Annotated in this window: 20 protein-coding genes and 1 riboswitch; of the genes, 13 read left to right on the forward strand and 7 right to left on the reverse strand. The window is 52.8% G+C overall.

Annotation, left to right across the window (positions count from 1 at the left end; genetic code table 11):
* Nucleotides 1-127: 127 nt before the first annotated feature.
* On the reverse strand, nucleotides 128-955 hold the full coding sequence (gene speE / locus M3G15_RS12870; protein WP_260071155.1) for a polyamine aminopropyltransferase: 828 nt from the start codon (nucleotides 953-955) through the stop codon (nucleotides 128-130).
* 215 nt (nucleotides 956-1,170) lie between these two features.
* On the opposite strand from speE, the gene M3G15_RS12875 reads away from it, so the two are divergent.
* The 4 genes from M3G15_RS12875 (at nucleotide 1,171) to M3G15_RS12890 (ending at nucleotide 7,207) form a co-directional block, all read left to right on the forward strand.
* Complete coding sequence (locus M3G15_RS12875; protein ID WP_260071156.1) at nucleotides 1,171-3,246, forward strand: transglycosylase domain-containing protein; 2,076 nt, start codon at nucleotides 1,171-1,173, stop codon at nucleotides 3,244-3,246.
* Between the two features lie 91 nt (nucleotides 3,247-3,337).
* Nucleotides 3,338-4,036: a DNA-3-methyladenine glycosylase gene (locus M3G15_RS12880; RefSeq protein ID WP_009226811.1), complete on the forward strand. Its 699-nt coding sequence runs from the start codon at nucleotides 3,338-3,340 to the stop codon at nucleotides 4,034-4,036.
* Nucleotides 4,037-4,493: 457 nt separating this feature from the next.
* Nucleotides 4,494-4,868, forward strand: coding sequence for an ArsR/SmtB family transcription factor (locus M3G15_RS12885; protein WP_260071157.1), 375 nt, complete (start codon nucleotides 4,494-4,496; stop codon nucleotides 4,866-4,868).
* The gene (locus M3G15_RS12890) at nucleotides 4,865-7,207 is read left to right on the forward strand and encodes a heavy metal translocating P-type ATPase (protein WP_260071158.1); all 2,343 of its coding nucleotides are present in this window, start codon (nucleotides 4,865-4,867) and stop codon (nucleotides 7,205-7,207) included. Before M3G15_RS12885 ends, M3G15_RS12890 begins: the two co-directional genes overlap by 4 nt.
* A 77-nt stretch (nucleotides 7,208-7,284) precedes the next feature.
* On the opposite strand, the gene M3G15_RS12895 is transcribed toward M3G15_RS12890, so the two are convergent.
* Nucleotides 7,285-7,797, reverse strand: a complete 513-nt coding sequence (locus tag M3G15_RS12895) for a YwhD family protein (protein ID WP_009226807.1) — start codon at nucleotides 7,795-7,797, stop codon at nucleotides 7,285-7,287.
* Nucleotides 7,798-7,988: 191 nt separating this feature from the next.
* Between M3G15_RS12895 and M3G15_RS12900 the strand changes: the two genes are divergently transcribed.
* The 6 genes from M3G15_RS12900 (at nucleotide 7,989) to M3G15_RS12925 (ending at nucleotide 14,132) form a co-directional block, all read left to right on the forward strand.
* Nucleotides 7,989-9,989, forward strand: coding sequence for a M1 family metallopeptidase (locus M3G15_RS12900; protein WP_260071159.1), 2,001 nt, complete (start codon nucleotides 7,989-7,991; stop codon nucleotides 9,987-9,989).
* 34 nt (nucleotides 9,990-10,023) lie between these two features.
* The gene (locus M3G15_RS12905; RefSeq protein ID WP_009226805.1) at nucleotides 10,024-10,854 is read left to right on the forward strand and encodes a hypothetical protein; all 831 of its coding nucleotides are present in this window, start codon (nucleotides 10,024-10,026) and stop codon (nucleotides 10,852-10,854) included.
* Between the two features lie 221 nt (nucleotides 10,855-11,075).
* A riboswitch (cyclic di-AMP (ydaO/yuaA leader) is annotated at nucleotides 11,076-11,212 on the forward strand.
* A gap of 4 nt (nucleotides 11,213-11,216) precedes the next feature.
* Nucleotides 11,217-11,708, forward strand: coding sequence for a C40 family peptidase (locus M3G15_RS12910; protein WP_009226804.1), 492 nt, complete (start codon nucleotides 11,217-11,219; stop codon nucleotides 11,706-11,708).
* Between the two features lie 638 nt (nucleotides 11,709-12,346).
* Nucleotides 12,347-12,838 carry a C40 family peptidase gene (locus M3G15_RS12915; protein WP_009226803.1) on the forward strand — a complete coding sequence of 164 codons (492 nt, stop codon included), beginning with the start codon at nucleotides 12,347-12,349 and terminating at the stop codon, nucleotides 12,836-12,838.
* Between the two features lie 272 nt (nucleotides 12,839-13,110).
* The gene (locus tag M3G15_RS12920) at nucleotides 13,111-13,608 is read left to right on the forward strand and encodes a GNAT family N-acetyltransferase (protein WP_009226802.1); all 498 of its coding nucleotides are present in this window, start codon (nucleotides 13,111-13,113) and stop codon (nucleotides 13,606-13,608) included.
* A 164-nt stretch (nucleotides 13,609-13,772) separates the two neighbouring features.
* A complete protein-coding gene (locus tag M3G15_RS12925) occupies nucleotides 13,773-14,132 on the forward strand; it encodes a c-type cytochrome (protein WP_009226801.1) in 360 nt (119 codons plus the stop codon).
* Between the two features lie 86 nt (nucleotides 14,133-14,218).
* On the opposite strand, the gene M3G15_RS12930 is transcribed toward M3G15_RS12925, so the two are convergent.
* Both M3G15_RS12930 and M3G15_RS12935 read right to left on the reverse strand, forming a co-directional pair.
* Complete coding sequence (locus M3G15_RS12930; RefSeq protein ID WP_016314635.1) at nucleotides 14,219-14,518, reverse strand: 4a-hydroxytetrahydrobiopterin dehydratase; 300 nt, start codon at nucleotides 14,516-14,518, stop codon at nucleotides 14,219-14,221.
* Nucleotides 14,519-14,688: 170 nt separating this feature from the next.
* Nucleotides 14,689-14,982 (reverse strand): hypothetical protein, encoded by a 294-nt coding sequence (locus M3G15_RS12935; RefSeq protein WP_028539084.1) that lies wholly within the window; start codon nucleotides 14,980-14,982, stop codon nucleotides 14,689-14,691.
* A 187-nt stretch (nucleotides 14,983-15,169) separates the two neighbouring features.
* Between M3G15_RS12935 and motA the strand changes: the two genes are divergently transcribed.
* Together motA and motB are read left to right on the forward strand one after the other, a co-directional pair.
* Complete coding sequence (motA, locus tag M3G15_RS12940; RefSeq protein ID WP_016314637.1) at nucleotides 15,170-15,973, forward strand: flagellar motor stator protein MotA; 804 nt, start codon at nucleotides 15,170-15,172, stop codon at nucleotides 15,971-15,973.
* Nucleotides 15,954-16,766: a flagellar motor protein MotB gene (gene motB, locus M3G15_RS12945; protein WP_397376621.1), complete on the forward strand. Its 813-nt coding sequence runs from the start codon at nucleotides 15,954-15,956 to the stop codon at nucleotides 16,764-16,766. Before motA ends, motB begins: the two co-directional genes overlap by 20 nt.
* Nucleotides 16,767-16,829: 63 nt before the next feature.
* On the opposite strand, the gene rluF is transcribed toward motB, so the two are convergent.
* Together rluF and M3G15_RS12955 are read right to left on the reverse strand one after the other, a co-directional pair.
* Nucleotides 16,830-17,534, reverse strand: a complete 705-nt coding sequence (gene rluF, locus M3G15_RS12950; RefSeq protein ID WP_009226796.1) for a 23S rRNA pseudouridine(2604) synthase RluF — start codon at nucleotides 17,532-17,534, stop codon at nucleotides 16,830-16,832.
* A 41-nt stretch (nucleotides 17,535-17,575) separates the two neighbouring features.
* Nucleotides 17,576-19,474, reverse strand: coding sequence for an ATP-binding protein (locus M3G15_RS12955; protein WP_009226795.1), 1,899 nt, complete (start codon nucleotides 19,472-19,474; stop codon nucleotides 17,576-17,578).
* A gap of 352 nt (nucleotides 19,475-19,826) precedes the next feature.
* Here M3G15_RS12955 and tadA point away from each other — a divergent pair, with 352 nt between their 5' ends.
* Nucleotides 19,827-20,324: a tRNA adenosine(34) deaminase TadA gene (gene tadA, locus M3G15_RS12960; protein ID WP_009226794.1), complete on the forward strand. Its 498-nt coding sequence runs from the start codon at nucleotides 19,827-19,829 to the stop codon at nucleotides 20,322-20,324.
* Nucleotides 20,325-20,421: 97 nt separating this feature from the next.
* Here tadA and M3G15_RS12965 read toward each other — a convergent pair whose 3' ends face one another.
* Nucleotides 20,422-21,501, reverse strand: coding sequence for a hypothetical protein (locus M3G15_RS12965; RefSeq protein WP_260071161.1), 1,080 nt, complete (start codon nucleotides 21,499-21,501; stop codon nucleotides 20,422-20,424).
* Nucleotides 21,502-21,585 lie beyond the last annotated feature (84 nt).

Raw genomic sequence — 21,585 nt, forward strand, 5'->3', positions numbered from 1 at the left:
CCCGCAAGCATGCTTCGGGCCGGGTTATTCCTTCTGATAAGAATCCCGCCTTGTCCCATGTGAAAGTAGTGATATAAATCATACTATCACACTTTAAACAGGCCATTTATAGTCCGAACGACGTATTTTACTTTACAAGGTCTTCAACGAATTTAGGAAGCACAAATGCGGCCTTGTGGAGGCGCGGCGTATAATATTTGGTGTCCAGCTCGGGGATCTTCGTCTCGTCCACCTGCAATGGATCATAAACCTTGCTGCCCATCGTGAACGTCCACAGCCCGCTTGGGTATGTCGGAATGTTGGCGCCGTATACGCGAACGATCGGGAATATCTCTTTGACGTCTTTGTTCACCTTTTGGATCAAATCCGCTTTGAACCAAGGGTTATCGGTCTGGGCTACGAAGATGCCATCGTCTTTTAACGCTTCATAGATGCCTTGATAAAATCCACGCTCGAACAAAGGCGCCGCCGGCCCCACCGGTTCGGTAGAATCGACCATGATGACGTCGTATTGATTTTTGCTTTCAATAATATGCATATAGCCGTCTGCGACCTGCACGTCCACCCGCGGATTGTCCAGCTCCCCGGCAATCTCCGGCAAGTATTTCTTGGAATATTCAATAACCTTGCCGTCGATCTCGACCAGCACTACCTGTTCCACTTCGGGATGCTTGATCACCTCGCGAATAACCCCGCCGTCCCCGCCGCCTACAACGAGCACCCGCTTCGGATTCGGATGGGTGAACAGCGCTGGATGCGCCACCATTTCGTGATAAACGAACTCATCTTTGATTGTGGTCATCACCATGCCGTCCAAGACGAGCATCCGGCCAAATTCCTCTGTATCTAACATCGCCAAATCTTGGTACTCCGTTTTTTCCGTAACCAGCGTTTCGCGTATTTTTGCCGTAATCCCAAACACGGGGGTTTGCTTCTCCGTAAACCATAATTCCATGCGATCAACCTTCTTTCCTTATGATCATAATCGTGCAGGCCAGCCCAAAACATCATTTCCTATATTGTACCAAACGAAAAAATAATAACACATCTCCCGAAATAACAGCGCAGGCACGGCTTCTGGCGTGAATGATCTCTCCCAAACTTTCCCATACTAAACTTTAGACGTTCGCAGCACGGATTTGCTATAGGATCGGAAAGGAGAGTCCTCTCGTGCAGAAACTCGTTCGCAGTGATCGACATCATCATAAACGTAAACCTCGCCGTCCGTGGCTTTTGCTGTTCAAGCTGATGGTCGGCACGGGGTTACTTGGCCTATGCGCTGTCGGCCTCCTGCTCCTCTACTTGTCCCAAGCCGAACTGCCCCTCGCCGGATCAGATCGGAACTCGCAGCTGATTAACAGCCGGGGAGAGACGATCGCGGTGTTTTCGGATGGCGGGAAGAACCGGGAAAGCGTGGAGCTGCAAGAGATCTCGCCTTGGCTGATCAAGGCGACGCTGGCGACCGAAGACCGGCAGTTTTACAACCATTTTGGCTTTGATTTGAAAGGGATGGCCCGAGCAACCCTGGTGAATATCAAAGAAATGGGCACCGTCCAAGGAGCGAGCACCTTAACCCAGCAGCTGGCGCGGAATTTGTATCTGTCGCATGAACGGACCTGGTCTCGCAAAATTAAGGAAGCGATGTACACCGCCCAGCTGGAGATGAAATACTCCAAAGATGATATTTTGCGCATGTACCTTAACGAAATTTATTACGGGCATGGCGCGTACGGAATTGAAGCCGCCGCTCAGATGTATTTCGGAAAACCCGCAAAGGAGTTAAGTCTGGCCGAAAGTGCGATGTTAGCCGGGGTTCCGAAAGGCCCCACCTATTATTCGCCGTTTAATCATATGAAAAACGCCAAAGATCGTCAGCGTACCGTGCTGTCGGCGATGGTCGCCACGGGCGAGATCACGCAGCAGGAAGCCGATGAGGCATATGAGGCGATCCTGAATTTCCAATCGCCGAAGCAGCCAAGTCCCACCGATAAAGCTCCTTATTTCCGCGATTATATTCGCAATGTGGTGGTCGGCGAGCTTGGCTTTGACGAGACGCTGCTTGAGCACGGCGGGCTGAACATCTACACGACACTGGATCCGGATGCGCAGAAAGCAGCCGAAGAGGCGGTGGCTTCGGAGCTGGCAAACTCGCCGGATCTGGAGGCCGCTCTCATCTCCATCGATCCACGCAACGGCTACATCAAAGCGATGGTTGGCGGCGTCAATTACAAGAAAAGTCAATACAACCATGTCTTCGCCACAACGCGGCAGCCCGGCTCCAGCTTTAAGCCCATTATGTATCTCACAGCACTCTCTTCGAGAAAAATGACCAGTGCCAGTAAATTTAGCAGTCAACCGACACTGTTCCATTATGACGACAACCGCAAAACGTACAGTCCGAAAAATTTCGGCGACAAATATCTGGGCGAAATCGATATGCGGCAAGCGATTGCAGCTTCAGACAATATCTATGCGGTCAATACGATTTTGACGGTGGGGGCCGAGCAGGTCATCGAAATGGGGCGGAAAATGGGCATCACCAGCCCGCTGCAAGCAGTTCCTTCTCTTGCACTAGGCACGTCGCCGGTCAGCCCGTTCGAAATGGCCACGGCGTTTGCGGTGATCAGCAACCAGGGCCGCAGCGTCAAACCGGTGGCGGTGCTGAAGATTACCGATGCCAGCGGGCGCGTGTTATACGAGGCCAAACCGGCCAAAATCGAGCAGGTCGTGGAGGCTTCCGCCGCCTACGTGCTGACGCATTTGATGGAGAGCGTGTTTGAAACCGGAGGTACGGGCAACCGCGTCTCCAACGAAATCAAACGGCCGGTCGCCGGCAAAACCGGGACGACCAGCACGGACGCCTGGCTCGTCGGCTTTACGCCGGAGCTGTCGACGGCCGTTTGGGTCGGTTATGACAAGGGCAAGACGCTTGGCACCACGGAGTCGCGCAAAGCCGCGCCGATCTTCGCCAAATACACGGAGAAAGCGTTGGAAAAAGTACCTCCGAAGATCTTCCCAATCCCTGACGGGGTGGTCAGCGTATACATCGATCCGGAAACGGGTCTGCTCGCCACGAAGGATTGCCCGGACAAGAAGCTGGAAGTGTTCATTGAGGGAACGGAGCCAACGGAGTACTGCACTGCACACGGGGAAGGCGAAGCCGAGCCGGTGCCGCCTCCAGCCGAGGAGCAGAAGAAAGAAAGTCACTCCTGGTGGGAAGATCTGAAGCGCTGGTGGATGGATTAGCGCGGCAGGAGTTGGACAACGCATGAAAAAGTTTTTACGATATAAGGAAGCAATCCATAGTTAAAAAATGTTCAAGGAGACTTCCTTATCGATGGACCCTATCTTGAAACTAATCAAACCGGGGGCGCCGTTGCCCCCGGCTTTTTATCGATTGACGGCCCTGGAGGCCGCCCCCCGTCTGCTCGGACAGACGCTTGTCCGCCGTACGGAAGAAGGCGACATTCGCTGCCGCATTGTGGAGACGGAAAGCTACGGCGGCATTCATGACAAAGGCAGTCATGCCTACGGAGGACGACGTACAGCGCGGACGGACATCATGTTTGGCCCCGGCGGAACGGCCTACGTCTATCTGATTTACGGCATGTATAACTGCCTGAACGTCGTAACTGGCACGGAGGGTGACCCGCAAGCCGTGCTGATCCGTGCCGTCGAGCCCTTGTCCCCGGCAGATGAAGCGGCGATGCGCCGCTATCGCGGTACGGCCGCCCGCAAGCCGGCGGACCTATCGGGCGGTCCCGGCAAGCTGTGCCGCGCGCTGGACATCAGCAAAGCGCTGAACGGCTTGCCGCTCGATCAGCCCGGCGGACCGCTTTGGCTCGAAGGCGGGTCAATGTCGGAGGGATCGGGAGCCGGTGAGGCGATCGTCCAGGCGCCACGCATCGGCATCGCGTATGCGGAGGAGTATGCGGCGAAGCCGTGGCGGTTTTATTTTCACGGCAACCCCTATGTGTCGGTCATCGACAAGCAGGCCGAGGTTTGGTCAGGAGACGCTATCGCTACCGACACCTAGGTCGTCCGTCCGATCCTTTTTGACCATTATCCCGTTGCATCAGGAAGAGACGAAGCTGTTTGGCTGCTTGTTTGCGATGCCCGGATGTTCGCTTCGATGAAGTCAGCGATCGCCTTAATATAGTCCGCCTCACTCACGATGCAGCCCTCCTCACTTTGGGATCGATTGATATAGGTCCGCACTCGTTCCTATTTTAAAGTCCGCTCACTCCGCTCAATTACAAGGTCTCTTTAGAAGGTCCCCTCAGAAGGTTACCTTCTGAGCTCTCCTTCCCCGATCCCCTTCTGAACAAAAGGGATAATCCCGTAAAGAGGCGCGAAAAGAACCATATAGGGGCAGAAAAGCCCCTTAACTCGTTGCCGTAACATTCAAAAGAATCTTTGAATATTCTATAAGATCGCTTATACTTAAACTATATCATTCAAACGTTGATTTGAATAAAGGAGGTCGACGATCCATGGCCGATTCGGTAGAGAGCGCAGATGTGTGCGAGCAGACCTGCACCGAAACCACCCGCATGAACGGGCTCCGGGATAGTCTGGAGGAGCGGGACGTGAACGGAATGGTCCAGATTTTTAAGGCATTATCCGATCCGAACCGGGTGAAGATCGCTTATTATTTGCAGCACCAGGAGCTATGCGTCTGCGATATCGCCGATTTACTCGACGTCTCCGTGGCGACGGCTTCCCATCACCTGCGCCAGCTGAAGGCACTCCATATCGCCAAATCGCGCAAAGAAGGCAAGAACGTCTACTATTCGTTAAGCGACCATCATATTCAGACGCTGGTGGCCATGACGCTGGAGCATCAGAAGGAGCGGATGAACGAATGAATCCGACTGTGGAAAAAAATCAAACGCCCGGTGAGAACCGTCGCATAGAGTATCGTGTTCAAGGGTTGTCCTGCGCGAATTGTGCCAGGGAGATGCAGGAGGAAATCCAGCGCCTGGATCACGGGAAGGATGCCTCTCTTCTATATAATAGCGGGCGCCTGCTCATCGATCCCGCTGTGGATTTGAAGCAGGTGGAGCGGATTTTGAAAAGGGACGGAGCAACCTTAGTCTTACCGGGTCCCAGCTCCGCTGACGGAACGGCGGCTGCGGCTGCCTCGGAAGCAGTCTCCCAGAAGGCCACAGAACCTGGAAACAACAGTGAACCGCAAGAACATGAAAGCCGCCTGGGACTATGGCTGCTGGTGATTTCCGCCGTGATCTACGGGGGGACGTTTGTGCTCGACATGCCAAATGCCGTACAGATTGCATGTTACCTGGCTGCCATTGTTCTCAGCGGGTACACCACGTTCCTGCGCGGTTTGCGTAACCTGCTCCGATTGAAATTCAACATGGATACGCTCATGACCGTAGCCTTAACCGGTGCGGTGATCATCGGGGAATGGAAAGAGGCGACGCTGGTCGCGATATTGTTTGGTCTGAACGAGCTGCTGGAGGGCTATGGCATGAGCCGCGCCCGCCGCTCGCTGTCAGCGCTGCTGGATGCCGCTCCAAAGGAAGCGATCGTGGTTCAGGATGGACGGGAATCGATCGTCCCGATCGCGCGGCTGAAAGCAAACGATATCGTTCTCGTCCGAGCCGGGGAAAAGATCCCTTCGGACGGTACGGTCCTGGAAGGGACGAGCGCCGTCAACGAAGCAGCCATTACCGGCGAATCGATTCCGGTCACGAAACAGCCCGGAATGCCGGTATTCGGCGGCAGCATCAATTCCGAAGGTCTGCTTCAAGTCCGGATCGATAAACCATACGAAGACTCATCCCTGGCCAAAATCATGCATCTTGTGCAGGAGGCGCAGGATAAGAAGACGCCAACCGAACTGTTTATTGATCGGTTCGCCAAGTGGTATACGCCGGCCATCATGATTCTGGCGGCGCTTGTGGTGCTGGCTCCGCCGCTGCTGTTCGGGCAGCCGTGGATGAAATGGATCTATGAAGGCTTAGCCATCCTGATCGTTGGCTGCCCTTGCGCCCTTGTGCTATCCTCGCCGATCGCGTTGGTCAGCGGGATGACCCGATGTGCGCGGCTCGGCGTGCTCGTCAAGGGCGGCGTGCATCTGGAGCAGCTCGGGAAGTTGGACGCGATCGCGTTCGATAAGACCGGTACCCTGACGAAGGGGCAACCGGAGGTGCAGCGCGAGATCGCGTATGTGCCGCAGCGGTTTTACTCGGTAGCCGCCGCTCTGGAGCGCGGCTCCCTGCACCCGCTGGCCGCTGCGGTGGTGCGCTACGTTGCCGCCCGCGCCGGCGGCAACAGTGACGATCGCGGCGACGTGGCCTGCCGCTGCGAAACATCGAGCAGCGGGCAATGCAGCAACGCTCACGGAGCTCGCGCCGATGGCGCCCAGCGCGGCAACGGCTGGGCGCAGCCCGCCGGGCTCGTGACCTTGCCCGGCGTTGGCGTGAGCGCCGAGGTCGATGGCGTTCGCTGCTTCGTCGGCAGCGAAGCGCTGCTCGCGCAGCTCTCCCTCGGCGGCGAGGAGCGGGCGCGCGTTACCGAAGACCTCGCTCGCCTGAAGGCGGAGGGCCTCACCGTGGTGCTCGCCGCGGAATCCACGCGCATGTTGGGCCTGTTCGGCCTCGCTGATGAACTCCGTCCGGAAGCCCCGGACGTCGTCCGCGCCTTGCACCGCGCCGGAGTCGCCCGCACCGTCATGCTGACGGGCGACCACGCCGCGGCAGCCCAAGCGATCGCTGACCGCAGCGGTGTCAGCGAATGGCATGCCGGCCTGCTGCCGGAGCAGAAGGTCGCGCACATCCAGGCGCTGGCCGGCCGCGGGACGGTGGCGATGGTCGGCGACGGGATCAACGACGCTCCGGCCATGGCCGCAGCCGACCTCGGGATCGCCATGGGCCAAGGCACGGACAGCGCCGTAGAGACCGCCGACATCGTGCTGATGCAGGATCATCTTGGCCATCTCCCCCGCGCCATCCGCATCGCCCGGCGGGCCGGCCGGATTGTCGCCTGGAATATCGGCCTCTCCCTTGCGCTTAAGCTGATGGCCCTGCTGCTGACGATCCCCGGCTGGCTCACGCTGTGGGTGGCCGTCATGTCCGATATGGGGGCGACCATCCTCGTGACGCTGTTTGGACTGACGATTTTACTGGGCAAGGACCCGCAAACAGCGGATTCGCCGAAGGTTCAGGTCATCCCCCATCGCTAGCATCCATTTGCAAATCAAAGCGCCCCTCCGGGATCCAACCGGATAGGGGCGCTTCTCTTTTGCCTCGTCTATTCAGTTTACGCGTCCAATGCCGCCTTCAGCTCTTCCGGCGAGCGGTCCCACCATTCCGCGTTGGTCTCGATCAGCAGCTGCTTCAACCCGGCCTTCTGCTCTTTGCTCAACCCGTCCAAAATCACTCTGCGTTTTAACGCATAATCCATTTTGTTGACATGGTCAGCAAGAATTTTCCAGCCTCGGCGCGCTTCAGTATCAATCAACATCTCGCAAGCCGTCATTCCACCGTAGAACTGGCCTTCCGGCCCGCGGTCTACCGCAACCCAAACGATCCAGACCTGGCGGCCATTCGGAACGTCCTCACGGTTGGTCGAAAATTTGATGCCTTTCTCCACCTTGCTTTTGGCGTGCATGGCTCCGATGTCAATGTACACCTCATCGCCGTCGATGATGACCGGGGACATGCTGTTCAAATCGATGGAACCCGCGCCAAAGCCTTTATGTTTGCTCTTCTCATCATTACTGATAATGTTGAGGGCAAAAATCTTTTTACCCGATTTCGGTGTCTGATCCATAATTCCCTCCATATTCCTGCGTGCCTGCCGCCTCCGTTCCCATTAAACAAAAGCGGCTTATATAGTTATCCTTACATTTCAATCCAAGTTCAAAAAATGGCTTTTTAACTACCTCTCAATTTTAACTAATAATCTTCCAAATGCAAACATATACATGCTGTAGATGCTTGTCAACGGGAGGTATCCATTGTATGACCCGACGTACTATTGTCTACGGCATTTCCATCCTTGCCTTGTGCCTCACCCTCGGAGCCGCCTGGGTGACCCTGCGGGGAGGGGGGGATTCGCTGGCTTCGTTCGTACCGGCCAAGGCGGGGCCTAAAGCGGTCCAAAAAACCGGACAAACCCCTGCACCGCCGCAAACTGAAACCATTCAGCAACCGACCGCCGAAGTGCTCAGCAATCGGGTCGCCGAATACCACATCGACGTCACGCTGAACGAGCAGGAAGGTACGTTAACCGGCTCGGAGACGCTGACCTGGACCCATCCCGGCAAGAAAACGATCAACGAGGTGTACTTGCACTTATATCCTAACGCGTTTGCTTCCGAGGATACGACTTTTATGAAGGAATCGGGCGGAAAACTGCGGAACGACGTCATGCCCAAAGACGGCTGGGGATCCATGGAGATCACCGAGCTGAAAACGACCGACGGCATCTCCTTGCTGCATCGGATTCAGTACGTTCAGCCTGACGACGGCAATACGAAGGATAAAACTTTAGCCAAGGTGCGGCTGCCCGTGCCGGTCCAGGGCGGCGAAAGCCTGACGCTGCGGATGAAATTTACCGTCAAGCTGCCGAAGATTTTTGCCCGCATGGGCGTGGCCGACGATTTCGTCATGGCAGGGCAATGGTTTCCTAAGATTAGCGTGTACGAGCCGGTGGGTACCCGGGGGCGGACGTCCGAAGGCTGGAACCTCCATCAGTATCACGGGAACTCGGAATTTTACTCCGACTTTGGGATTTATAGCGTAAAGATCAACGTGCCCGAAACGTACACCGTGGCAGCCACCGGTTTTCAGACCAAAAAGGCGGTCTTGAAGGACGGACGGAAAACCTTGCAATTCTACGCCGACGACGTCCACGATTTCGCTTGGGCGGCTTCGCCGAACTTCATCTATGTAGAAGAGCCGTTCTCCTCTGCCGAAGTTCCCGGCGTGCGGATCAAGCTGTATCTCGATCCTGCACATAAGGATCTGAAGGAACGTTACTTCTATGCCGCCAAGGTAGCTCTGGCGAACTACAGTAAGTGGTATGGACGATACCCGTATTCCACGCTGTCCGTTGTGGTTCCACCGGCGAACGCAAACGGTGCGGGAGGTATGGAATATCCAACCTTGGTCACCGCGTTTGGAGCCGTCAGCGATTCCCCCGGATACGACGATCTGGAGCGCACGGTCATCCATGAAATCGCCCATCAGTTCTTCTACGGGATGATCGCCAACAATGAATTCGAGGAAGCTTGGCTGGATGAAGCTTTTGCCTCTTATGCAGAGGATAAGCTCATGGAGCAGGAGTTCGGAATCACCCCGAATTTGCCGATCCAGTCCGCCATGATTACCTCGCCGGCTTCCTTGACCCAGAACGCCTGGAAATACGGCTCCGGGGACGGTTATGCCAAGAATGCGTACTACCGAGGCAAGTTAATCCTGTTTGATATCGAGCGGCAGGTCGGCAGCAAGACGATGAAGCGGATTCTGAGCACGTACAGCCAGCAGTACCGGTTTAAGCACCCAACGACCGCCGACTTCCAACGGGTGGTTGAGCAAGTGACCAGCCGCAGCTGGAAAGAGTATTTTCAGCAATACGTCTATGACGGGAAAATGGCGGATTTTGCAGTGGAAAAAATTCAGATCACTCCGATCAGCCAAGAAGGCGGCCGGATTTACGAGTCGAACGTAGTCTTTACCCGCAAAGGGGCAACCCACCCGAAGGTTCCGCTGCTGTTTACCTTCACCGATGGTCACACCGTACGCAAGCAATGGAACGGGGAAGATACTCGCCTCGAGATCAAGATGCAATATAAAGCACCGCTGGCATGGGTTCAGATCGATCCGGATTACACCTTAACGGTGGAGAACCTTCACATCAACAACTATCTGAAAGCGGAAGTCCCTGAAACCACGCTGTCCCGCTCCAATATGAGCGTCACCAAGCTGCTTGAAGCGATCCTTGGGGGACTTCTGTGGTAAACCTAGGTCCATACTTCTATAAGGAGGGAAAGAAATGAGTTTCGTTCGTTTGGGGTGGACTGCCCTGAAAAGCCAATTTCCCTCGGTCATCATCTTGTTTCTGTACCAGCTGCTGTGGGGATTGTTCTTGTACCGGTTGGTCGATACCGCGGTAATGGCGCTGCTGCAACGATATCCTGACCCGCCGCCCACTGCGCTGTCGAAACTACTGTTCTTGCTTGAGGGACAAATGAATTTATGGAGCAATCCCGAGGTTCGGCTGTATTGCTGGCTGCTGGCAGGGATGGTCGTCCTGCGCATGATCTTGACTCCGTTGATCCAAGCCGGAATCTTCTACGGCTTCACACCGGCCGATCACCGCAGCCCGGGGTTCCCCCTGTTCCGAGGGATGAAGGAATTTGGCAAACCGGTGATTCTGTTTTACGCGATGGAGCTCGTGCTTACCTTGCTGCCCGCCTTCTGGATTGTACCGAGGCTGCTGTCGCTCTGGCCGGGACTCACCGGGATGGAAATCCCGATGGCAACCTGGCTCACCGGGCTTGGTCTGATTCTTGGCTGGTTCATCTACGGCTGGTTCATCCGGCAGTGCCTGTTATTTGTCCAGTTCGGCTACCTGTTTAAGGCCGGGGTTTGGAATTCCCTGCTGGTTTGCTTCCGAACCCTCTTGCAGGGCATCTCCATCTCGTTGATTCTCGGGGCTTTTGGCCTGATCCTCTTCCTTCTGTTCGGAACCGCATCTTGGGTTTGGACGGGGATGCTGGCCCTGATCCTGCAGCAGGCTTATCCCCTCTTCCGCTGCACGTTTAAGGTCTGGAAGATCGCCTCTCAATTTCATCTTTGGCAGTCAAAGGCACAAAAAAGTTAAAATTTTTTAACTCCTCAAAAACCCCGTAACAACAAGGCCTTCGCCGTTTGGCGAAGGCCTTCAGTCCTATTTCCCCTCTTAATCTTGTGAATTAGGCATTGCCAAAAGATACCTGACTTTGTTACAATAACAGCAACGCAATTTCAGTAACAGTTTTGTAATTATTTTTGTCATCTTTGGCAGGAGATTGGTGCCGGATGTCAAATAAGAAATGTCAGGTGTGAAAAACAAAGCCGAATTCCCTTCACCAGGGAAACGGGGGAACCACTTTGGGTGAATTGATCTCGCTTTAGAGGGATCATAGGGAACCTTCAACCGAATCCTTAAGCTAACCTCGTAGGCATTGGAAGGAGCATAACTTCTTGAAGAAGCGTTTGACGGTAGCAGCAGTAAGTTTTGCCATGCTTTTCACCATTGGAACTGGCAGCGTTTTCGCCGATTCCAAACTGGACAGCGTCATCGGCGGCGCGCTCGGAAGCAGCTATGTTGCGGGCGGAACCACAACCGACGGGTTCGACTGTTCTGGATTTACGATGTACGTCTTCTCGAAGATCGGCATCAAGCTGCCTCACCAATCCGCATCCCAATACAAAATGGGAACTGCGGTTGACAAGAGCGAATTGATCGAGGGCGATTTGGTCTTCTTTAATACTTCCGGTAAAGGCGTTTCTCATGTCGGCATCTACGTCGGCGACGGCAAATTTGCTCATGCCTCCTCCTCCAAAGGTGTAGTCATCAGCAAATTAAGCGAGAAGTATTACGTCGAGCGTTACGTTGGAGCGAAACGGATCATGAGCAACGACAAGTATGAAGATGTGACCGGTGAAATTGCTGAACACGATGATGTTCAATAAGAACTCGCTACGAAGCCCGTGGGGATGTTGATAACAACGTCTCTGCGGGTTTTTTCCTTGTCTTCCCTTCTCCCTAGCCCCAGTCCCTTAGGAACCATTACCCACGAATCGCCTCGCGAAAACAGGCCAATAGAAGCGTTTTTTTTCGACAAACTTGTCAACTCTGGACGCCTTTGGTAAAATGAACAACGTAAATGGTAACAACTTTGTAATTATTGTTGTAACTGTTTCTGTGCAAGATCTTGGGTGCAATCTACAATGAAACTGCCGAATTCCCACGCACCCGGGAAGCGGGGGACCCACCATAGGGTGAATTGATTTCGCTATAAAAGGTAACAGTCTCATCCTTCGTGATCCGAAGATAACTTTTTAACCTACCATTTCAATCAAGGTTAAAAAGTTAGGTTTGGAGCACCAAGAAGGTTGAATGAAGCTTAGGGACTGAGCAGCGCAGCGTAGCTGGAAGCTACGTGAGCAGCGGAAGGCCCGGCTGAGTTCAAGATTCGACGCCGAATCTCCATCCTGTGTTACTTCGTGATCCGAAGATGACTTTTTAACTTACCGCTATAGCAGATCATAGGGAACCTTCAACCGAATCCATAAGCTAACCTCGTAGGCCTTGGAAGGAGTAAGACATCTTGAGAAAGACTTTGACAGCAGCGGTAACGAGTTTAGCCCTCCTATTTACCTTGGGGGCAGGTAGCGCCTTTGCCGACTCCGCAAAAGCCGAGACAACGACGCTATCCAGTATCGTCGATTCCGTGTACGGGACGCCTTATAAATTCGGAGGCACCACGACAGCGGGATTTGATTGCTCCGGATTTACCCGGTACGTCTTCAGCAAGATGGGCATCAAGCTGGCGCGTGTGTCCGCCGCCCAGTATAAGCAAGGCACACCGGTACCCAAGAGCGAGCTTCAAGCTGGGGATCTCGTCTTCTTCAAGACGACGGGGACGGGCAAAGTATCCCATGTCGGTGTTTACATCGGCAACGGTGAATTCGCTCACGCGTCCTCATCCAAGGGCATCCGGATCGACAAGTTAAGCAATAGTTATTACCAGAACCGCTACGTTGGCGCGAAGCGAGTTCTCAGTAAATACGGTTATTCCGTCTACGCTGCGGAATCGTAATCCATTGATCTATCGGTTTCATCCTGTTCATCATCACTTACTCGCCGCAGGCCGGGTTCCTGTTAGAACCGCCTTGCGGTCTTTTTTTATCTGCACCCTTATCTATATAACGAAACAGCCCGGAAAAAGGTTGCCACAAAGCTAAAAATCCCGCGCAAATCTCACAATTTCCCGAAGGGGGGGCAAAAACCTTTACAAGCTGCGTAATTCCGGCTATTGTGAGGATAATGGAACAATTACGACGGACTTTCCTTTAACAAAGGAGGGGCAATATGGACCAATCGATGTCTCCGTTTCGTATCGTGCCGATGGAAGAAGCCCATGGCGCGGAAATTTGCACCTGGCGTTACGATTCTCCTTACGACATCTACAGCTGGCTGCCTTGGGAGCAAATGAAAGCGCTCGACGTGGAGTTTGGGAACCCGGCGATCCGCGCCGAACAGTATGTCTCCGTGTTGAATGCAAAGGGCGAGCTTGCCGGCTTCGCACAGTACTTCCCGATGGAAGGAGTCACCCGGCTTGGCATCGGCATGAAGCCCGAGCTATGCGGCCATGGGCTGGGCAAGCAGTTTGTGAGGACCATCGTGGAGGAAGCCCGGCGCCGTAAGCCGGAAAACCAGATTGACCTTGAAGTGCTGACCTGGAACACCCGGGCGATCCGGGCCTACCAGAAGGCTGGGTTTGTCATCACGGATCTGTACGAGAAGATGACGCCTGGCGGGGTGTCCAAACCGTTTTATTGCATGGTTCATAAGGGGCTGCCTGAATAAAGGCACGCCCCTTTTTATGTCCTGTTTTGATTAAGACTATGACTTATGGCACACAATTTAATGAAAACGGATCATTTTTGTTCCTAATTTGGACACAAAGACTATGATCAACCCGCGTGTTCCGTTATAATGGATAGGTAGCATACATAGGAGGGGCGATTGAAATGCAAAAGTGGATCATGAGCGGTTTGTTCGTCATCGCAGGCGCTTTAGCCCTAGTATTGATGTTCACCTTGCCAAGCCGGGAAGAGGCTGAGCAAGAAGCCAAGCCGCAAATGCCTGAAATCACCATGAACGCAGAACAAGCCGAAGCCATCGTCAAAGCAAATTGCATCTCCTGCCACGGTGATACATTGCAAGGCGGAGCGGGCCCAAATCTGCAGAAGATCGGCTCGGAATTGACGGCAGAACAACTGTATTCCATCATCACTAAAGGGAAGGGCGGCATGATGCCTTCTTTTAAGGATCGCTTAAAGGAAGAGGAAATTGCGAACGTCGCCATGTGGCTTGCGGAGAAAAAATAAAAGCACGAAAAAGCACGACCGCCGGGAATTTACGTTCCCGGCGGTCGTTTTGTTACCCCTATAGTTTCGATCATGCTCTGATTTGGTTAATCCCCTGACCGCATCTTTTCGTAGGCCTCGTTATATTGCTGCGCCTCCTTGATGTCGACGGCCGTAATGCCGCCTTCCTCCCAAGAGGTCAAACGGAGCGTTACCGTTTTATAGTCGATCGTGATAAAGGGATGGTGGTTAAATGCTTCCGAGATCGCTGCTACCTCATCAACAAATGCGATTCCCTTCATAAAGTTGGAAAACGTATATTTACGAAAAATCCATCGTCCTTCCTCTAGTTCCCATCCTTCCAGTTTTTCCAAATGCGCTTCTACTTCTTGCGGTGTAAACGGCATTATTCTTCCTCCCGTTCTCTTCAAGAACTCCTGTATATGTAAGTTTCCTCGTCACGCACCAGGATCTGAAGTTTGATTTGTCCTAGCTTCGTCTCCAACTATTGTATTCTCAAACCCCTGCCTTCATGCTTATCGCCATTGGACGGTACAGCGGCAGCAACAGTATCCGGTCATATCAAGGATACGGAGGTCAATTCGGAATCCCCAATCAGGATATTGATGCGATGTCCTTCGGGATCATAGATCACGATCGCACTGCCTACCTCAATCATCGGCTCCGAGCCCAACCCAAAGAATAAATCCTCCGCCAGAGCTTCAAGCACCTCGCCTCGATCCGTATCCGATAACCCTTCCCATTCCGAGGGCTCCATTTCGAAGAAAAGATAGCTATCTTGAATCCGGCCAACCGCGTTCGTCAAATCAGCCAAAATAAATTCATAATCCCTGCCGTGTTTTACGCCCACTGCGATATCCTCCCTTTCGGCCTTCTCCATTCTGACCGTAATCTTATTATACCGGAAAAAACCACTTAAAAAAAAAGGGAAATCTGTCGATAAAATAGTTAATCGTTTCAGACTGGTGTGTCAGTCTCTTCCGCAAGGACGCGGAAGGGCAAGTTGGTATCAATTTCTCTCAAGGACGAGGTGTACAATGGAATTTTCAACAATTATTGGTTTGATTCTCGGATTAATCGCCCTGATTTTAGGGATGTTCCTGAAAGGCGCACCCGTAGAAAGCTTGGTTCAGAACCCTGCGGCCTTCGTCATCATCTTTGTCGGAACGGCGGCAACGCTGTTTATGGGCTTCCCGTTATCGGAGTTGAAGAAGTTTCCGACCTTGATCAAAATGACGATCGTCAAACCGAAAATGATCAGCAAAGCGGAGTTGATCACCCTGTTTACGGAATGGGCGACCATTACCCGCCGCGAAGGCTTGCTGGCGCTAGAAGCGAAGGTCGAAGAGATCAACGACGATTTTCTGCGCGGCGGCATGCGGATGATCATCGACGGTAACGATCAGGAATTCGTTCAGGATGTCCTGACCGAGGATATCGCCGCTACGGAAGAACGGCACAAAGCCGGCGCCTTGATGTTCTCCCAGGCGGGGATGTACGCCCCAACGCTCGGGGTACTCGGTGCGGTGGTTGGTTTGATCGCCGCATTGTCCGACATGAGCGATATGGAGATTCTGGCTCATGCGATTTCGGGTGCATTTATCGCGACGGTATTCGGTATTTTCACCGGTTATGTTCTTTGGCACCCAATCGCCAATAAACTGAAGCGTCTCTCGAAGAAAGAGATGGAGATCCGGTTGATGATGGTGGAAGGCCTGCTGTCCATCCAATCGGGTGTGTCTACGATTGCTATTCAACAGAAGCTTGCCGTGTTCTTAACCCCTGCGGAACGTGCGGAAATCTTTGAAAAGGGGGCCGGTGATGGTGAGCAAAAAGAATAAAAAACACCAAGATCACGAGGAACATGCCGACGAGAGCTGGCTGCTCCCTTATTCTGACCTGATGACGCTGATGTTGGCGTTGTTTATCGTCCTTTATGGGATGAGCACGGTTGATGCTCTGAAATTCCAAGAGATGAGCGAAGCATTTAAGAGCGTGCTGACCGGAGGCACCAGTGTCCTCGATCAAAACGCCATGATCAGCAACAACAAGACTTCGCTCAGCGAAATCGAGACGCCAAAATCCACCCAGGATGGCTTAATGACGAAGAAGAACGAGCTGAAGCGTCAAGAACAGCAGAACCTGGAAGCTTTGAAGAAGCAGCTAGACACCTATATCAAGGAAAATGGATTAACGGATGACCTGGAAACGAAACTCAATCAATCCCAGCTGATGATCACGATTAGCGACAAGGCGCTTTTCGCTTCAGGAGAAGCCGTGGTGAAACCGGAAGCTCGTCAGTTAGCTAAGGCGATCTCCAACATGCTTCAGCAATTTCCGGATTATGAGGTTATCGTATCCGGCCATACCGACAACGTACCGATCTCAACCTATGAATTCCCGTCCAACTGGGATTTAAGCTCGGTGCGGGCGTTGAATTTTATGAAGATACTCCTGCTTAACACGAACTTGGATCCGAAGAAGTTTAGTGCCATCGGATATGGGGAATATCACCCTGTTGCCAGCAACGATACGGCTGCGGGCCGCGCACAGAACCGCAGGGTCGAAGTCTCGATCATCCGCAAGTACGTGGATAGCACCGAGCAGCTTGGCGTAACGGCTGCCCACGAATAAAGAAATAAGGACAGGCGCCTTTCGAGGCAAGCCTGTCCTTTATTTTTCGTAGACCGTGTCACGTTAGGAAAGCTCGTAATTCAGGGCCAAGCCCAACTCCCGCTTCTCTTGTTCGGTTAAGTCGCGCCAGGTGCCCACTTTCTGTTGGCCGAGATGGATGTTCATAATCCGAATGCGCTGCAGCCTGCGCACCTCATACCCGAGAGCGCTGCACATTCGGCGAATTTGCCGATTCTTCCCCTCGGTCAGAATAATTCGGAACACCCGATCCGAAACCCGCGTCACCTTGCACGGCAACGTCATTTCCCCGAGAATTTTAACGCCTTCGCTCATCGCCTTCACAAAGCTAGGTGTAATCGGCCGATCCACGGTCACGATATATTCCTTCTCATGCTTGCCTTCCGCCCGCAGAATTTTGTTGACGATATCACCATCGCTGGTGAGCAGGATTAATCCCTCCGAGTCCTTATCCAGTCGTCCAATCGGAAAAATCCGCTCCGGATGCCCAACGAAATCCACAATATTGCCTTTCACATGCGTTTCCGTTGTACAGGTGATCCCCACCGGCTTATTTAAAGCGATATACACATGCTTAGAGCGCTTCGCCGCAATCGGTCTCCCATTGACCCGGACATCGTCTCCAGGCTCCGCCTGGCTGCCTAGAACCGCCTTGACGCCGTTAATGGTCACTTGGCCTGACTCGACCAGCTTGTCCGCCTCCCGCCGGGAGCAGAATCCCGTTTCACTGATGAATTTATTAATCCTCATGATGCTGTCTTTGGTCCCTCCGCATGGCCTAGCAGTTCGCTTTAATTCGCGAGATCCGCTTGCCCTTCGTGATGTTCTTCCTCCTCCTGTACAAGCGGGAGGGTAATGGTTACAGCCGTTCCTTTTCCAAGCTCGCTTTCGATCTTCAGCGTCCCGCGGTGTCCTTCAATGATCCGCTGGCTGATCATCAGACCGAGACCGGTCCCTTTCTCCTTGTTCGTGTAAAAAGGCTCTCCCAGCTTCTGAAGCCGGTCCTTGGAAATCCCCTCGCCTTCATCGATGACGCGGAGCACGGCAAAGCCACTGTCGTCCTCCTCCACTTGAAGCAGGATCTTCCCTCCTTTGGGCATGGCCTCCATTGCATTTTTCAATAAGTTGATGAATACCTGCTTCAGTTGGTTCTCTTCACAGTGTACCAGAACCGGGCTCGGCGAGAAATGCACTTCAAATTCAATATTATGTAAATGGGCTTCGCTATCCAACAAAGAGACGACGTCCCCCATCGTGAAGCGGACGTCCTTGATCTGAAACTGCACTGCCTGAGGCTTGGCTAAAATCAGAAATTCGCTGACGATGAGATTAATCCGGTCCAGCTCCGCCAGCATGACATCGGTATGCATCACGTTCACCACCCGGGTGCGCTGCTGCATTTGCAGAAACCCGCGGAGCGTCGTCAACGGATTGCGAATTTCATGCGCAACCCCGGCGGCGAGCTGACCCACGGTGGTCAGCTTCTCTGACCGACGCAGCAAGTCTTCCATTTTATTGTGCTCCGTCATATCGCGGGAAATGCTGATCAATGCGGTAATTTTGCCAGCTTGGTCAAAGATAGGCGATACGCTGATGCTCACCTCGACTTGGCTGCCGTCCTTGCGTAATCGGACGGTCTCCGCCAATACCGATTCGGCGGTTTCAATCACTTCATTCTCCGGACGCCAAATGGTCCTCCCATCTAACTCGGACTCCGGGAGAAAATCGAGATACTTCCCGACAATTTCTTCGCTGCTCCAGCCGTACAGCCTTTCGAAGGCGGCATTGACTTGCAGCACCCGCCCTTTGACATCCGTGATATGAATCGCATCAGCCGTCTGGCTTATAATCGATTCAAGATACTCCTTCATGGACCGGTTCTCTTCGCTCTTTTGCCTCAGCTCGGTCGTATAACGGCCCAAGTTGTCTGCCATGATGTTGATTTTGTGGGCGAGGAGTCCAAGCTCGTCAAAGCTGCTGACTTTTAAGCGAGTATCAAGCCGGCCTGAAGCCAGCACATTCACCTGGTCTAAAATATGGCGAATTGGTCGGATGAGCCCGCCAGCCATCCAATAGCTCCCCGCCACCATCAATGCCAACAGACTGAGGGAAACGATGAGCTGACTGATCATCTGCTTGTTGATCGCATCGGCAATCGGGGAATAACTAGACACGACACGAATGACGTAAGGCTTCTCCCCGCTATTCGTAACGGGAACATAGCACTCCAGAACGCGTTCGCCGTTAATCCGAGTATCCACCAGCAGGCTGCGATTTTGCGAAATGGCCTCCGCAACGGAGCGTCTCAGCCCTTCATCATTTTTATAGTTATAGGTCCCGAACAGCCGATGGTTGGCATCAAAATGATTCGGGTCAATCCCTGTAATCTCCAGCAAGCTGCGATTCGTACTCATCGATTTTTGCGAAATACGATCCGGGCTGGTCATGATCAGGATCGCATCGGTCATGTCGCTGCTCATTCTTCCGCCCAACGTAAGCTTGACATAAGTGTACAACGAACGACTTTGTTCGACAGCAATAGCAATTTGATTCGCAGTCAGCATCATGTTCGCTTCGCTGTCCCTGCGCAGATTGTCCCGTACCGTAAAATAACTTAAAACGATATTCAGAGAGAGGATAATCAGCGCAAAACAAGATATAATCAAAGCGAGCTTGGTTTTTATAGTCAAGTGTTTATCCCACCTCTGGAACTAATTTATGGATATTTATGGGATTCACAATTTCTACATACATCATACCTTTTACGACATGTTTTGCAAAGACGTTGAATTTCCCAGATCGTATCCTTACAATATGTAGAAATGCCTACAAAGCCAGTTCTTGAGTCTTATCTATGAGACGTGATGTTCTGTTGAGTTATCCACAAATTATCAACATACTCACAATATTCTGGATAATATGTGTATAAAAATGGGGATATTCTTGCAGTTATACACAATGTTATTCACAACATGTTAACAACGAATGCCTGTTCGTTGGACAAAACGAATGGTTACGTTCATTAAGGAGTTGATTTGATCTATGCCTTCTTCATCCCCTTTGATCCCCGAACCTCCTGCCTCAACTTATCCCCATGAATATTGGATGGCCGAGGCAATTCGGGAAGCTCGAAAAGCAGAAGCCATCGGCGAAGTCCCCATCGGTGCGGTGATCGTCCGAGGCGACGAAATCGTTGGACGCGGCCACAACCTGCGGGAAAGCTCGCTCGATGGAACCGCCCATGCCGAGATGATTGCCATCCGCGAAGCCAGCGAGCGGCTTGGCGCCTGGCGGCTCCTTCACTGTCGTCTCTATGTCACTCTGGAGCCTTGCCCAATGTGCGCCGGGGCGATCGTGCAGTGCCGTGTCCCCCATGTGATCTACGGGGCGCCGGATCCAAAGGCGGGGTGTGCCGGCACCCTGATGAACCTGCTGCAGGAACCGCGGTTTAACCACCGCACCGATATTACCTCTGGCATACTTCAAGAGGAATGCGCCTCGCTGTTAACCGAGTTCTTCCGCCGGCTTCGCAAGAAATAACTTCTCATAAAACATTAAAACCTCCAGCCCCTTAAGAAACATGGGACTGGAGGTTTTTTTCGAGTGTAAGTATAAACTGTTGGATAAGTCCTAACGCCTAATAGCCAAACTGGCTCATTTCCTCTTGCAGCTGTTCCAAAGTCAACGTGTCTGTCGGGATGCCAATTTCAAAGGCTGGCTTCTCGTTGATTTGGGTAAAGTGGCTGGTCATTTGCACCGCTGCCTTAACGTTCGTCTGCGTATCCGGATCGTTCACGGCGACGTCCACCTGAACATTGTAGTACGCTGGGTAATTGTTCTCGTCGATTGCGGTATCCACAGTGAACTTGTTGATTTGCAGATGATTCTTCATCTCATCCAGCGCCTCGCCCAATTCATCCTGGTTGCCTTCCTGCAGCTCCTGCTTCGCCTGCTCGATTTCCTCCGGCGTCAGCTGCAGCATCGAACGGTATTCTTCTTTCGCCAGGATATCCAGCATCTTCGGCAATGCCTGGTTTACCAGAATGGTCACCGCTTCTTTTACATTGTCATTCGTAATGGCAAACTGCACGACTTGCTTGGCCTTGAAGCCTTCCGGCAGCGAAGCCTCCTTAGGATCGATGTTGCTGAAGTAAGCCCCCGACTCATATTCGGCGAATAAAGCCCCCATCAATTCCGTACTCAGCTTCTGAGTTTTCTCCGGGTTGAATAGATCCGGATTGAACTCCTCGCCAGCTTGCTCTGCCAACTCTTTCAAGTCCAGTACCAGGAATTTCCCAGTCACCGACTCCGGCATTGGCAAGAATGGGATGCTTGGGATTTTGACGTACAGCTTCTCGGACGTCATCACCAACGGGATTGTAATTGTCGTCGTCATATCCCCTGTCAGTTTGACTTCCAGCGTTGCTTCGGTTTGCATCGGTTCCTTCTGATATATTTGCTTGATGTTGATCTCAGCGTTCTTGAGCATGGATAACACCGCGCCCACTTGCGCCGACTCCGCGTCTCCCTCTGCCCCTTCTACAGAGAAATCCAAAATCTTAATTTGATTCTCCACCACGTAGGAGTCCATCTCCAGCGCCTTTATGGCTGCGCTGCTTAAAGCCTCCTTCGGCTCCTTCTTGCTGCTGCAGCCGGACAACACCAGTACAGCGGACAATACCACCAGCATCATCGACGTGAACCATTTCCTAGACATTACAGTCTCCTCTCTCCTGCCCTAACCTCGTAAAGCAATTCTTTTTCTTAAAAAGAATATATCACATATCATAAACCATACGCC

Source organism: Paenibacillus sp. p3-SID1389, assembly GCF_025151705.1.
GTDB lineage: Bacteria > Bacillota > Bacilli > Paenibacillales > Paenibacillaceae > Fontibacillus > Fontibacillus phoenicis.